Here is a 13,220-nt window from a genome sequence, read left to right as displayed (position 1 = left end):
CTGTCACGCCCGGTGCCGGCGTCGGCACCCTGTCCGGTCCGTCCCGCCCTGCGGACGCCGAGCTGCGCCGGGCGGGCCGCCGACCGGGTTCACGACCAGTCGAAGCGCATACCCAGTCGTTGTTCCAACGCCGCGTTGTGCGGGGCGAAGTGCACGCTCAACTCTTCCCGTACCTGCTCGGGCATGGCGCTGCTGCGGCGGTGGTTGTGCGCCTCGTACGCGGCGAGCTGGTGCGGGGGCAGACCGAGGAAGTCCAACACCCGGGCGTACGTGGCGGCCGGCTCGGCGTACAGCGTCTCGCTGGGCAGGATCAGCAGCTGGGAACGGTCGAACCGGTCCAGCCACGGCGTCAGGTGCTCCAGGTAGCGGCCCCGGGCCCGGTAGGTGTACCAGTCGTACGCCTCGCTGAAGTACGTCGGGTCGGCGATCAGCTTCTCCCGCTCCCCCGCCGTCCGCTCCTCCTCCCGGGCCAGCGCCTCGACGAAGTCCAACGGCTCCTTGCCCTCCGTGCGCCGCTCCTTCCAGTGCGAGTACGCCCGCTCCACGGGGTCCCGGAGCAGGAAGATCAACCGGACGTCGGGCATCAGCTCGGCTACCCGCTGCGCGGCGAGCGGGTGGAACATGTACAGCGGGGCGGCCTCACCGACGCGGACCGGCCCGCCGTGCCGACGTTCCAGGGCCTGCCGGTGCCGCACGGTCGGGAAGTGCGAGCGGTACCACGCCTCGCCCCGACCCCAGTTCTCCTCGAAGTAGTGCGAGGTCTTGGTGTTCCAGGCCGGGAAGAGCCGGGGCACCAGGGGGTGCGCCAGCAGGTAGCGCCACAGCGAGGTGGTGCCGCCCCGCTTGGTGCCGGTGATCAGGAAGTCGGGCAGCGGCCGACGGTCGCTGGTGCGTTCGCCGTACCGGACCAGCGAGCTGCGTACCTGGTGGGTGACCTGGTGCGGGACCACACCCTTGAGGCGGTCGCGGATCGTCATCGTCTCCCTCTCGTCACGCCGGTTTCGGCCTGAGCATCGTCACGGCGGCCTCCGCCCGAGCGCCTCATGCCGGTTTCGGCCTGAGCATCGTCACGGCGGCCCGGACCGTACCCCGGACCCGCCGGTCCAGCAGCAGCCCGGCGGCGACGACCGCCAGCACCGCCAGGGCCAGCGCCAGACCGGCCACGCCCCGGCCGGCGACCAGCGCGCTGAGCACCGCCACCACGGCCGCACCGCCGCCGGCCCCGAGCGCCGCCCAACCCACCGACCGGGTGAGCAGCGGCTCGCCGATCGCCACCCGGGCGGCGATCGCGGCCAGCACGTTCTCGGCGACCACGCCGGCCGTCCAGGCGTACGCCGCGCCGAGCGCCCCGTGGTCGGGGATGAGCAGGAAACCCAGGCCGACGGTGAGCGCCAGCCCCACCACGGTGGCCTGGAGGTGCCGGGTGCTGTTGCCGCTCATCAGCAGCATGGTCTGCACGATCCCCACCCCGGAGTTGACGAGCATCGCGAAGGCGAGCACCGCCAGCGGGGCGGCCCCGACGGTGAACCCGTCACCGAAGAGGCTGAGGAACCCGGGCGCGAACACCGCCAGCAGCAGGTACGCCGGCCAGGACAGCAGGATGATCACGACGGTGACCCGCCGGTAGACCAGCGCCGCGTCGGCGGTGCGCCCCTGCCCGAGCAGCCGGGAGAGCTGGGGCGCGACGGCCACCCGCAACCCCTGCATGATCAGCAGCCCGGCCAGGGCGTACCGGCCGACCGCGCCGAAGACACCTGACTCGTCCGCACCGGCCAGCGCCGCGGTGAGCAACACCCCGACCCACATGCTGCTCGCGTCGATCGCCGCCGACACCGCCCGGGGCAGCGCGAAGCCCCAGAGGGTACGCCAGTCCGCGCCGTCCGGCCGCAGCCGCGCCCCCGCCAGCACCCCGAGCGGACGCAGCAGCAGGACGGCGGCGGCGACCACGGCCAACGCCACCGGCAGCAGCCAACCGCCGAACCCGACGGCCACCCCGGCCCCGGTGGCGACCGTCGCCAGCAGCAGTACGGGTCGGGCCAGCGGCACCAGCACGTACTGGATGCCGATCACGGCGGTCACCGGGCGGACCGCCCGGACGGCGGCGAGCAGCACGGTCATCGCCACGGTGACCGGCAGGGCGAGGAACGCCAGCCGCAGCAGTGTCGGCCCGTCCGACCGCTCGAAGAAGACCGGGGCGAGCCGGTCGGCGGTGAACGCGCCCACCGTCGCGACGACCCCGGTGAGCAGCAGCACCGGCAGCAACGCCACCGGCAGCAGCCGGGCGGCGTCACCGTCGACACCGGTGCGGCGTCGGGGCAGCGCCCAGACCAGCGCGGTGTCCGCACCGGCGCAGCAGATCGCGCCCAGAATGGAGACCACACCGATGGCGGTGAACAGCGCACCCGATCCGTCGGTGCCGAAACCGCGCACGATGACCACGGTGAGCAGGAAACCCAGCGCGCCGTTGACCGCCGCGCCGACCAGCCCCACCGCGCCGCTGCGGGCGCTGCGGCGGACCTCCCCGGCGCCGCTCGCCGCGTCGGAGGTGTCCGCCACCGGCCCGGCCGGTGCGTCGGCCGCCGTGGCACGGCGGTCGACCTGCCGAGGAGCCGCGGGTGTGGTCCCGGTCCCGGTGCCCGGATGGCTCATGTCCGCTCCCTGCCGTCCTCGGTGCCGGTCTGGTCTGCGGTCCGGGTGGCGGTCCGGACCGGTGGGGTGGGCCCGTCGGGCCGGGCCGGTTGCACCACGGTGGGTGCGTCCACCCCGCCACCCGGCCGGGACCCGCCGCCCGGAGCCGGGGCCGAGGTCGGCGATGGGACCGACGGCCGGGCCGAAGCCTGGGCGGCAGCGGGCAGCGGCGGTGAAAGCGGCCGGGGCGAAGCCTGGGTAGCGGCCGGCACCGACGGTGGGACCGACGGCCGGACCGAAGCCTGGGTGGCGGCCGGCACCGGGTGCGGCGCAGCGGCGGAAGCCGGAGCGGGAGCCGGAGCCGGAGCCGGAGCGGAAACCGGAGCCGGAGCCGGAGCGGAAGCGGAAGCGGGAGCCGGAGCCGGAGCGGAAGCCGGGAGCGGGGGCCAGGCCGGGGCCGGGGCCGACGGCGACGCGCTCCGGCCGGCGGGAGCGGGAGCCGGGTCCGCAGCGGGTGCCGAAGCCGGACCTGGGGCCGGATTCGGAACCGGACTCGGGCCCGGGGTTGGAACTCGGCTCGGGGCCGGGGCCAGCACTGGGGCTGGGGCTGGGGCCGCGGGGCGGGGCGGGACCGGGGTCGGGGGTGGGGTCGCGCCCCGGGGGGCGGACGGGGAAGCGCTGGCCGTGACCCTGGTGGGCGGGGACGGGACGCTGGCGGTGGCTCGGCCACGCGTGGCCGGGGCGGTGCCGGTGGCGCTGGGGGGCGGGACGGTGGCCGATGCCCTGGTCGGCACGGATGCCGTTCCGGTCGCCGCCGTCGGCGGGCCGGTGAGCGCCGCCGTCGGCGGGCCGGTGAGCGCCGCCGTCGGCGGGCCGGAGGCCGCCGCGGTGGGGCGGGGTGCGCGGGGCTCGACGACTCCGGGCGCGAGGGTCACCGGGCGGTTCACCGGCCCGCTGACCGCCGCCAACCCGACCCCGACCGCATAGAAGATCACCGACATGTTGGGGTCGATGTAGGCGTACACGGGGATCACCACCAGGGCGATCACCGGGATCGTGCTCAGCCACTGCCCGGCCGGGGAGACCGCGCTGGCGAGCCGCTTGGCGATCAGCACCAGCCAGGCCAGGAAGGCGACCAGGGCCGGGATGCCGTGGCTGTAGAGCACCTGCCAGATCATGCCCTGGGTGCCCAGCGGCTCCTCGGCGAGCGTGGTGTCGACGCTGTTGGGTGCGCCGTACCCGAGCAGCGGCGAGCGTTCGACGGCCTGGAGGGTACGCACGTAGAGGTCCATCCGGTCGACGTTGGTGTCGGTGCTGCTGACCCGGTTGTCGATCAGCTCCTGCACGGGCACCACCAGGCTGACCACCCAGACCAGCAGCACCAGCCCGCCGATCGAGGCGATCAGCTTGGCGTTGCCCCGTACCAGCGCCCGCAGGCCCAGGTAGGTCAGTCCCGCGCCGAGGCCGAGGAACATGCCCCGGTTGAGGGTCATGAACGCCGGCACCATCGACAGCGGCAACGACACCAGCAGCGCCACCCGGAACTTGCCGGTACGCACCGACGTCAGGTACGCCAGCACACACGGCACCAGCAGCGCGTACGCCGTGCCCCAGTTGTTGGTGTACGGGTAGGGCGCAGCGGTCCGGTAGATCGGGGCGCGCGAGACCGGGTTGAACTCGTTGGCCCGCACGTGGGTCAGCGCCTGGATGAACCGCTCCCCCGACATGCTGCCCGGCAGCAGCAGTTCCATCGGGGTGGTGAGCTGGAAGCGGGGTGCCAGCACCGCCAGCCAGCCCAGGGCGACCACGCCCAGCCAGTACCAGCCGAGGGGGCGGAGCACCTGGGCCCAGGGGACGCCGTCGCGGACCAGGTTGTAGACGTACACGCAGACGATCAGGGCGGTGACCATGAAGCCGAGCCGCAACCCGGAGGTGAGGTAGGCGGTGGCCCGGTCCAGCCGGGTGAAGCTGAGCAGCACCAGCGCCAGCAGCACCATCCAGCAGGCCGTGCCGGCGGGCAACGCCACCCGGCCCCGGGTGACCATCAGGCCCAGCAGCACCAGTCCGAACGCCGACCAGCCGAGGTAGAAGCCGCCGAGCGCCCACCACAGCGGCATCAACCCGAACATGGCCAACAGCGGCCAGGTGGGCAGCGGCGGCAGTCCGGTCGGCGACGTGCCGGCCCGACGCCGCCGGTCAGACACCTCGACCCCGACGCTGGGCCAGTCGGAGCACCCGTTCCCCGGAGAGCAGCCCGAGCACCACCGGGACGGTCACCAGCACCCGCTTCTCCCGGGGGTTGAGCCGGACCACCCGGCCGAGTTCCCGGACCGCCTCCCGCCGCCGTCGGCCGGAGGCGAGCGCGAAGGCGATCTGGCCGTGCAGCCGGGCCAGGCCGGTCCGGCTGCCCGCCAGCTCGGGGTGCTTGTCCAGCAGGTAGCGGGTGGCCTCGACGATGGTCGCCCAGCGGCCGAAGAAGAACGATCCGCCGTGCCAGTCGACCACCACCAGCACCTCGGGCACGATCACCACCGGGCCGTGCGCGGCGATCCGCAGCAGCCACTCGTAGTCCTCGCCGTAGCCGCCGGGCAGCTCCTCGTCGACCGGGCCGATGGCGTCCCAGGTCGAGCGGCGGATCAGGATGGTGCTGGAGTGCACCTCCATGATCCGGTCCTCGACGAAGTCGGGGAGGGTGACCTCGGCCCGGTCGAGTTGGCGTTCCTTGGCGATGCCGGGGCCCTCCAGCCGGATGCCGCAGCTCGCGGCGGCGGCGTCGGGGCGCTGCGCCAGCAGCTCGACCTGCCGGCGCAGCTTCGCCGGCAGCCAGAAGTCGTCGTCGTCGCAGAACGCGACCAGGTCGGCGGTGGCCTCGTCGGCGCCGGTGTTGCGACCGCCGGGCAGGCCCTGCCGGTGGGCGTTGTTGACATAGCGGAGGCTACGGCCGGCCGGGACGTCCACGGCCAGCTCGCGCAGGTCGGTGTGGTCGTAGACGACGATGCACTCCACCGGGCCGGGGTAGTCCTGGCCGAGCACGGCACCCACGGCCCGTTCCAGCAGGCCGGGCCGGTCCCGGGTGGCGATCACCACGGTCACCGGCGGGTGCTGCCCGACGGCCGTCGACTCAGTCACGTTTCTCTCCCGTCACCACGAATCCGACCGGCTCGACGCCCACCGCGCGCAGCCGTTCCACCAGTTGGCTCAGCCGGCCGGTGCGGGTCTTGTCCCGGGCGGCGACCAGCACGGCCCGGCCCTCCCGGGCGGCTCGCACGCCCCGCTCGTCGTGCAGGGCGGGAGGCGCGTCGATCACGGTGACGCCACCGCCGGTCGGGGCGTCCAGCGGGACCAGGTGCACCGCGCCGGACCCGATGCGCAGCTCCTCACCGTCGACCGTGGGGGTCTCCTTGGGCAGCACCCGGGGGATGATCTCGGTCTTGTCCGCCGAGGTGGTGGTGGAGCGGTAGACCCCGCCGTTCTTCGGGTCCTCGGTGGGGAACGGCCGGGGCTTGCGGACCGGCTGGATGATCATGGTGTCTTCCGGGCTGCCCATCGGGGCGGTGGCCGCCGGTGCCGGGACGGCGCTGGGCGCCGGGCGCGGGCGGGGCACCCGGGGGCGGGTCGGTTCGGTGGCCGGGTGGCGGCGCTGGGCGTCCTGGAGCAACGGCCGGATCCGGTCCCGGCTCTCCGGGGCCACCCCGAGCCGCACCTCGTGCCCGCCCTGGGCGAGCGCCGCGGCGATCCCGGCGGTGACCTGTTCGCGTCGCTCGTCGGCGGCGCTGGACAGCAGTACCAGCGGCAGCGGTCTCGGCCCGTCCACCCAGCGGCTCAGGGCCAGCACCAGGTAACGCAGGTCGGTGTCGGAGAGCCGCCCGGAGCGGTCCCGCCCGACGGTCCCCAGCAGCGGGGCGCCGACCAGCGCGGACGCCTCGTCGGCGGTACGCACCCGGCGGTCCATGGACTCCCGGACGAAGGCGACCAGACCGCCGACCAGCAGCCCGCCGAGCAGCCCGGCGACCAGGATCAGCGGGGCGGCGTCGCGGCTCGACGGGACGGGGGCGCGGGCGGCGCTGGTGACCGATCCGGGGCTCAGATCCGCCGAGCCGATCTTGGAACGCTGCTCGGCGAGGGTCGCCAGCTGGTCGTTGAGCGCCCGCAGCTGGTCCAGCAGGGCGCTGGTGCGCGGCGACGGGGTGGAGGAGTTCTGGTTGGCCGGCAACGACCGTTGGGTGGTGGTGCGCTGGCTGGTGACCAGGGCGATCGTGTCGTCGTACGACTTGAGCACGGCGGCGCGCTGGTTCTCGTACATCCCCTTGCGCAGTTCGAGGTACGCCTCGGCGGCGCCGTTCGCGCCGTCCACCGCCTCGGCCTCGCTGTGCCCGGAGTAGCTGAACCGCATCACCTGTCCACCGACCGGGGTTTCCACGGTGAGCGCGTCGGCCACGCCGGTGGTGTCCCGGCCGGTGATCGAGGCGACCTTGTCGATGACCCCGTTGCTGGTGGCGATCCCGCTCTCGGCGGTCATGTTGACCGCCCGGTCGGCACCACCGGAGGGCACCGAGAACGGGTCGGTGACCACCGGGCGGACCACCACGGCCGTGGTGGCGGTGTAGGTGGCGGGAAAGACCAGCAGGTAGGCGGCCACCAGCAACAGCACCAACCCGGTGGCGGCGAGCACCGTGCGCCACCGCCGCACCGGGATACGGGCCAACTCGGCCAGGCCGACCGGGCGCTGCCGGGCGGGAGTGACGTCGGTCACGTCCATCAGTCAGGTCCTCTAGCGATGAGGGGGGTGGGCAGGTCGGCGTGGGCCGGACGTCGGCCCCGGTGCGAGCCGCCGGTCGTCCTATTGTCGCCGACCGTTCACTTATGGTCGACAGCCGACCGGTCCCCTGCGCGACGGGCGGCCCGCCGGTGCCTCGGGGACACCGGCGGACCGCCCGTACCAAAGGTGGATCAGGAGGTGGCGAAGAACAGCGTCTTGCTCGACCAGTCCACGCCGGCACCGGCCGGCGCGATCTCCACCGAGGCGGCGCCGTCGACGGCGACCTCGTCGAACGGCACGGCGCGCAGCGAGCCGTTGGTGTTGCCATAGACGATCTTGCCGTTGACCCAGGCCATCCCCCGCACGGAGCCCCAGTTCAGGCCCACGCTCGGCAGGGTGAACTCGGTGCAGCCCACCACGTAGCCGTCCGGCTCCAGGTAGCGGTAGAACAACTTGTTGGTGCCGGCCTTGGTGTAGTACATCCGGCCGTCGAGGTAGAACGCGCCGGCCATGGTCGCCGGGTTGAACCAGTCGTTGTAGCCGCTGCTGACCCAGGGTGCGCCCACCGAACCGCCGGTGAACATCGACACACCCAGGTAGCTGCCACCGGCGGCGGTCGCGTCGGTCTTCGACCAGTAGAGCTTGTTGCCGACCGAGAAGGCCGCGCCGGCCGCGGTGAGGTTCGCCTGCGCGCTGCTCGCCGGCGTGCCCAGCGTGCTGCCGTCGAACGGCACCCGGGTGGTCTGCCCGTTGCCGGTCCCGACGTACAGGTAGCCCGAGGACGCCGTCGGCGCGTTGGTCGCCGCGACCGTACGGCCACCGGCGAGCGGGAACAGGCCCAGCCGCCCGTGGTACTCGTTGCCCAGCCCGTCGGAGTCGAAGCCGGCGTACAGGCCGGTGCTGCCCCGCCACAGCTCCCACATGATCGGGCCCCAGGTGGTGGTGCCCGCCGGGGCGCCCGAGCGGGTCGGGTTCCAGACCAGCGGCAGGCCGTTGATCGGGTCCAGCGCGCCCAGGCCGAACCGGTTGATCGCGCCGGAGCCGGCCGAGTCGTTGCCGTTGGCGTTGCTCAGCCAGCGGAAGTGACCGCCGACGTAGACCACGTTGTCGGCCACCTCGAGGGAGGTCACCGAGTCGGTGCCGGTGTAGTTGACCCAGGTGGCGTCCAGCGCCGTACCCCGGTCAGCGGTCTCGAACCGGGCGATCGCGTCGCAGTACGCCCCGTCGCCCCGGCCGCCGTCGGCGATGATCACGAAGTATGAGCCGTCGTCGGAGAAGTCGACGTCCCGGGCGTAGAACGGGAACGAGCCGCTGTAGCAGGGCGCCACGTAGCGCTGGGTGCTCCAGTTGGCGACCGCCGGGGTGCCGTCCAGGTCGACGACCACCACCTGGTTGCGGGGCTGGCCGTTGACCTCGGTGAAGTTGCCCACCGCGACCAGGGTCTTGTTGTCGGGTGCGACGGCGAGACCCCAGACCAGCTCACTGCTGGCCCGGGCGACGCTGGCGTCGATCTGGAAGCTCGGGTCGATCGCACCGGTGGTCGCGTCGAGCCGGGCCAGCAGCGAGTGCTCGGTGCCGTTGACCCAGTGGAACGCGCCCGCGATGTAGAGCTTGTTGCCGACCACGACGGTCCGGCGGACCAGTCCGCCGTCACTGCGGCCGACCCAGCCGGTGATCGTCGCGCCGGTGGCCGGGTCTAGCTGGACGAGGTTCTTGCGGCTGACCCCGTTGACGTTCTTGAACGCGCCGCCGACGATCAGCTTGCCGTCCGGGCTCACCGCGAGGGCGTGCACCGCACCGTCCAGGGTCGGGGTGAAGTCGGCCTTCAACGCCCCGCTGCTGCGGTCGTAGGCGAACAGGTAGTTGCGCGAGGTCCAGCTCGTGCCCCCGGCGGCCTTGACCGAGGTGAACGAGCCACCCACGTAGATCGTGTTACCGATCTCGGCGAACGCCTTGGTGTCGCCGTCCTGCGCGTGCGGAATGTTGTCCGCCGGGTTCGCCGACGTGAGAGTGCTGGTCACCGGGGTAAGGTCCGCCGCGTGGGCGGGCGCGGCCAGCAGGCTGACCGCGAGCACCGGTACGGCGAGAGCGGCGAACCACCGCCGCCACACCGGTCGAGACGTTCTGTGAAGCACTGGCGCCCCCAAAAATGAAGTGAGATCACGCGTAGCTTGCTCTGCCCGGACATTTCGCACCATCAACCGACCGGTCCACTCGACCACCGGCTCGGTCCGGTCCTGCCGTACGGGTCGCGTCCGGGCGACCCACGGAGGACGAGGATTGCGCATCGACCGGCGGGACCCGTCACCGGCCTGCCCGGTCCCGGCCGGCCTCACGCCGGCTCCGCCCACCGGAACGGCGGGACCGTGCCGGTGGTGGTGACCGTCCAGGATGCCGCGCTGGCCAGGTCGTCGGCCGTGACGGCGTCGGCCTCCCGGGCCAGCACCAGGCCCCGCCGGTCGAGTTCCCGGGCCATCTCGACCTGGTGGTCGTCGACGTGTTCGCCGTGCCGGGCCCGGCGCGGCACGTAGACGGCACGGCGTCCGGCCCGCATCGCGGCCAGCGCCGAACCGACCCCGGCGTGGGTGACGATCACGTCGGCCTCCCGCATGGCCTGCTGCATCTCGGCGTGCGGCACCTGCCGGCGGGCCCCGGCCGGCATCCGGGGAATGCGGGTCGACCCCACCTGCCAGAGCACCTCCGCCCCGGGGGGCACCACGTCGACCAGGCGTTGCAGCAGGCGCGGAAAGCCGAAGCGGGACTGGGTGCCGAGGGTCACCACGATCCGGGAGACCGGGCGCGGGGCGGCGGGTGCGGGCAGGTAGCCGTCGAAGATGGAACCGCCGTAGCGCCACCGGCCGTCCGCCCAACCGGGGTACTGGGTGTAGAGCCGGGTCCGGGGCACCCGGGCGACCAGCCGACCGGTCAGCGACGGGCCCTCGGTGCGGGTGGCGCTCTCGATGTAGTGGCAGTCGAGACCGTGCCGCACGGCGGGCAGGAAGAACGACATGGCGACGCTGGCACCGGTGCTGACCACCCGGCGGAACCGTCCCCCGCAGAGCACCCGGCGGGCGGCCAGCAGATCGCGCAGCGCACCGACCGGGTCCCGGGTGGCGGCCGGCGGCACGTGGATGACCTCGTGTCCGTCGAGCAGCGAGCGGCTCTGCGGGGAGTCGAACGTCGCCCAGACGCAGTCGTCCTGCACCCCGAGCCGGGGCAGCAGATCGTGCAGCTCGGCGAGGTGCCCACCGGTGGAGGCGACGAGGAGGGTGGTCACGGTGGTGGCCCAACTTCCGTTCGAGGAGTGGTGGGGGCCGGGTCCGTCGCGGCGCGGGGAGGGGTAGCGCCGGTCCGGACGGGGAGGGGGTCAGGTACCGGTGGTCAGCCGGTCGGCGTTGGCCGGTGCCGGGTCGGCAGGCGTCCCCGGCGGGCGGACCCGGCCGTCGGCGACCAGCACGGCGAGCACCATCACGCCGGTCAGCAGGGTGCCGAAGAACCAGCCGCCGAAGACGTCGGTGAGCCAGTGCTTCTCGGCGTAGATGCGGGTGTAGCCCTCGACGGTGACCAGCACCGCCAGGGCGGTGACCAGGCCGATCAGCACCCGGCGGGGGATCCGCCAGGTCAGCGCGGCCAGCACCAGGATGGTGCCGAAGGTCATCAGCACCCGGGCGCAGCCGCCGGAGGGGTAGGTGCCCAGGTCGGTCGGCGGGTGGCCCCGGTCGACGACCTTCGCGAGGATCGTCTGGGTGTACTGCTCGACGACGAACTGCAACGGCATCGCCACCAGCGGAATCCACCAGCGGCGGCGACGCCAGGCGATGGCGAAGCCGATCGCGGCCACCACGGTCACCCACTTGAGCGGGTAGCGGTCGCCGATCGGGGAGATGAACAGGTTGACGTCTTCCCAGAAGCCGACCCGGTGGGCGTGCACGTAGTCGAAGACGGGGTGGTCGACGTGGGGTTCGAGCCGGGAGATCGCCTCACCGAGCGGCCAGCAGACGGCGACGACCGCCGCCGCACCGGCCAGCAGCACCACCAGCGCCGCTCCGGTCCGCCCGAACGCGGCGGTCAGCCCGGCGAGGGCGATCCGGAAGCGTTCGGCCGTCCGGCCGGTGTCGACGGCCGACGCCCACCGGGCCGCCAGCACCGGAACTGTCAGCAGGGGCACCAGCACGGCCAACACGGCCAACACGTAGACGATGGTCACCTGGGGTCACCGCCGCCCGAACGGCCGGCGGCCGGGGCGCAGGTGGCCCCGAACTGATTGACGCGTGACGATCCCATCGTGCTCCCTGATTGTGCCGGCCATCGGCCGGGCCTCCCCACACCCCGGACGAGGTCCCCACGCCGTCCCGGGCCGCACCGACCACGCCGTCGCCGGCCAGTGGTCATCGAGTGGGGCCACCCTAATGGAACGTGAGCCGGCTTCGGTAGCGGCGGTGACGGCAGTGTGGGCTTTTCGCCGTTTTTCCGGTCGGGACCCCGACACTTGTCCCATTCACCGGGAGAAACCGCCGGTCAGGGGCGGGGTGAGCCCAGCCGGTCGGCGAGCGTGTGCAGCAGTGCGGGATGCAACTTCGCACTCCAGCCGCCCCCGCCGGCGGCCAGTTCCGCCGTCCGCAACCACAGCTCGACGAGATATGCGTCGGCGACGAATCGACGCCCCGCCGGGTCCAGGCCGAACGCCGGGCCGTGCTGGTCCAACAGCTCGACCATGTCGCCGGTCGCCCCCGCCACGTCCCGGCCGGCCAGCGACAACGCGCTCTGGAAACCCTGGTGGGCGAGGTCGAACCCGAGGGGCCGGTCGGCGCCGCTGTTCTCCCAGTCCCAGACGACCAACCGGCCCCGGTGCCGGCCGAGGTTCCACGGCACCCAGTCGCCGTGCCAGTGCCCGAACTCCACCGGCCGGTCGCCGTCACGGTCGACGAGGGCGGCCAGCGCCCCGACCACCGGACCACCGGCGGTCGCGGCCCGCGCGGTCAGATCGGCCAGGAACGCCGAGCCGCGCAACGGGCGGCGGGCCGCCGCCGGGCCACCGCGCCGGGCCACCGCCAGCATCGCGGCCACCTCCGGGCGCAGCGGGTGACGCGGCCGGCGGATCCGGGCCGGCATCGGCTCGACCAGGGTCACCGCCAGGTCACCCCAGCTCACCTCGTCCAGCAGCCGGGGCACGTCCGGGAAGTCACCGCCGTCGCGGGGCAGCTCCCGCAGCGCGGCGGCCTCCGCGCGGACCATCGCCCGGGTCGCGTCGTTCCACCCGATCTTCGCGTACGCCCGCGCGGCACCCCGGTCGTCGAAGAGCTGCAACGTCGGCTTGTGGTGCGGGTCCGGCGGCCGGATGCCGATCGCGGCGTGCAGCCGTCGGCCAGCCAGCCGGCCCAGGTGCTCGGCGAGCAGCAACTCGGCCGGATCGGCGTCGGTGGGCACCGCGACGGTCAACACCGGCATCCGGGCCAGCCCGGTCGCCCCGAGCCCGGCCAGCATCCCGACGGCCAACCGGTTGGCCCGCACCCGGGGCGGACGCAGCGCGTTGTACGCCAGGGTCGACGCCGCGCCGACCCGGCGGGAGACGAGCGGGAGCAGGAACCTGGCCCGCTCCACCGAGGGCACCACGGCGTACCGGACGGCCGGGCGGTGGGTGGTGGGCACCGGGTCGGCCGGACCGCCGAGCCAGAGCCGGGGGTCACCGAAGATGGCCCGGGTCACCCAGCCCAGGCCGTCCTGCCGGGTCCGTGGGTCCGCCACCGCCGTCATGCCCTCTCCCGTCCTCGCCCGAGCGCCGCGCGCTGGCGGACACGATAGGGGCAGCGGGCAAGCAGCCGCCCGGCGGGCC

9 protein-coding genes are annotated in these 13,220 nt (G+C 73.8%); all 9 read right to left on the bottom strand.

Features of this window, described 5'->3' with window-relative positions; all coding sequences use genetic code 11:
• Positions 1–89: 89 nt before the first annotated feature.
• The 9 genes from ACQP2H_RS10880 to ACQP2H_RS10840 all read right to left on the bottom strand — a co-directional run bounded on the left by ACQP2H_RS10880 (position 90) and on the right by ACQP2H_RS10840 (position 13,141).
• The gene (locus ACQP2H_RS10880) at positions 90–977 is read right to left on the bottom strand and encodes a sulfotransferase domain-containing protein (RefSeq protein ID WP_219469702.1); all 888 of its coding nucleotides are present in this window, start codon (positions 975–977) and stop codon (positions 90–92) included.
• A gap of 64 nt (positions 978–1,041) precedes the next feature.
• Positions 1,042–2,649, bottom strand: a complete 1,608-nt coding sequence (locus ACQP2H_RS10875) for a lipopolysaccharide biosynthesis protein (RefSeq protein WP_219469700.1) — start codon at positions 2,647–2,649, stop codon at positions 1,042–1,044.
• Entirely contained in the window at positions 2,646–4,832 is a 2,187-nt protein-coding gene (locus tag ACQP2H_RS10870) for an O-antigen ligase family protein (RefSeq protein ID WP_357535845.1), read from the bottom strand. Before ACQP2H_RS10870 ends, ACQP2H_RS10875 begins: the two co-directional genes overlap by 4 nt.
• Complete coding sequence (locus tag ACQP2H_RS10865) at positions 4,825–5,757, bottom strand: glycosyltransferase family 2 protein (RefSeq protein ID WP_219469693.1); 933 nt, start codon at positions 5,755–5,757, stop codon at positions 4,825–4,827. The genes ACQP2H_RS10870 and ACQP2H_RS10865 overlap by 8 nt, the downstream gene beginning before the upstream one ends.
• Positions 5,750–7,387 carry a hypothetical protein gene (locus ACQP2H_RS10860; protein ID WP_219469691.1) on the bottom strand — a complete coding sequence of 546 codons (1,638 nt, stop codon included), beginning with the start codon at positions 7,385–7,387 and terminating at the stop codon, positions 5,750–5,752. Before ACQP2H_RS10860 ends, ACQP2H_RS10865 begins: the two co-directional genes overlap by 8 nt.
• Positions 7,388–7,578: 191 nt before the next feature.
• A complete protein-coding gene (locus tag ACQP2H_RS10855; RefSeq protein WP_433233516.1) occupies positions 7,579–9,585 on the bottom strand; it encodes a delta-60 repeat domain-containing protein in 2,007 nt (668 codons plus the stop codon).
• Positions 9,586–9,719: 134 nt separating this feature from the next.
• Complete coding sequence (locus tag ACQP2H_RS10850) at positions 9,720–10,664, bottom strand: glycosyltransferase (RefSeq protein WP_433232483.1); 945 nt, start codon at positions 10,662–10,664, stop codon at positions 9,720–9,722.
• Positions 10,665–10,754: 90 nt separating this feature from the next.
• Positions 10,755–11,594, bottom strand: coding sequence for a phosphatase PAP2 family protein (locus tag ACQP2H_RS10845; RefSeq protein ID WP_433232481.1), 840 nt, complete (start codon positions 11,592–11,594; stop codon positions 10,755–10,757).
• A gap of 311 nt (positions 11,595–11,905) precedes the next feature.
• On the bottom strand, positions 11,906–13,141 hold the full coding sequence (locus ACQP2H_RS10840; protein WP_433232478.1) for a hypothetical protein: 1,236 nt from the start codon (positions 13,139–13,141) through the stop codon (positions 11,906–11,908).
• Between the last annotated feature and the right edge of the window lie 79 nt (positions 13,142–13,220).

Origin of the sequence: Micromonospora sp. CA-248260 (assembly GCF_050942205.1) — a bacterium.
Classification (GTDB): Bacteria; Actinomycetota; Actinomycetes; order Mycobacteriales; family Micromonosporaceae; genus Micromonospora; species Micromonospora antibiotica.
Note: the sequence above shows the minus strand (reverse complement) of the source record. Positions and strands in the feature narration are given on the sequence as shown.